General features: G+C 43.5%; 1 protein-coding gene. It reads right to left on the bottom strand.

Going from position 1 to position 788, the window contains the following annotated elements; translation table 11 throughout:
• Positions 1-182 precede the first annotated feature (182 nt).
• On the bottom strand, positions 183-788 hold a 606-nt coding region (locus ACS8FD_RS19345; RefSeq protein WP_439277056.1), incomplete at its 5' end, for an ABC transporter ATP-binding protein.

Raw genomic sequence — 788 nt, 5'->3', positions numbered from 1 at the left:
GTCTCAACCAGCGTTGGGTCAATATAATCTTTTCGCGGATCATTGCCTTCTTCAGCGCTACCAAAAGCAGAAACTGGATCTTCATTTTCATCTTTATTATCAGTCATAATATGTATCCTCATAAACTTTGCCAGACTTTAAATCATATAAATATAATTTGCTATTGGTACAGGCCCAGCGGCTTAATACTCAGCCCAATGGCCATTTCGTAGCAATAATTGCCGATCAGCCAATGCAGCCAGATTACGATCATGTGTCACCATTAGTAGCGCTGTTTGCGTCGTACTTTGTAATTCTGATAGCAAACCAAAGACAGATTGAGCATTGTCATAATCCAAGTTACCAGTCGGTTCATCCGCTAATATAAGCGATGGTTTAGTCACCAAAGCACGGGCAATAGCCACGCGTTGACGCTCACCCCCTGATAACTCTCCTGGTCTATGATTCAAACGATGACCCAAACCCACGTTTTCTAACAGTTCAATGGCTTGCAGACGCGCGTCTGTTGTAGAAACTTTTGGCCGCATTAACAAAGGCATGGCGACATTCTCTACTGCAGTGAATTCTGCCAATAGATGGTGAAACTGGTAGATAAATCCCAAATACTGATTGCGCATAGCACCGCGCTGTGTCTCATTCATATGATTTAAGCACTTACCATGCAACCATACTTCACCATCAGTCGGTGTATCTAAACCGCCTAATAAGTGCAGCAAAGTACTCTTACCTGACCCGCTTGTACCAACAATAGCGATGCGCTCGCCTGCATTGACAGATAAATCCAATCC

The sequence above is a fragment of the Psychrobacter sp. 1U2 genome (assembly GCF_051847575.1).
Note: the sequence above shows the minus strand (reverse complement) of the source record. Positions and strands in the feature narration are given on the sequence as shown.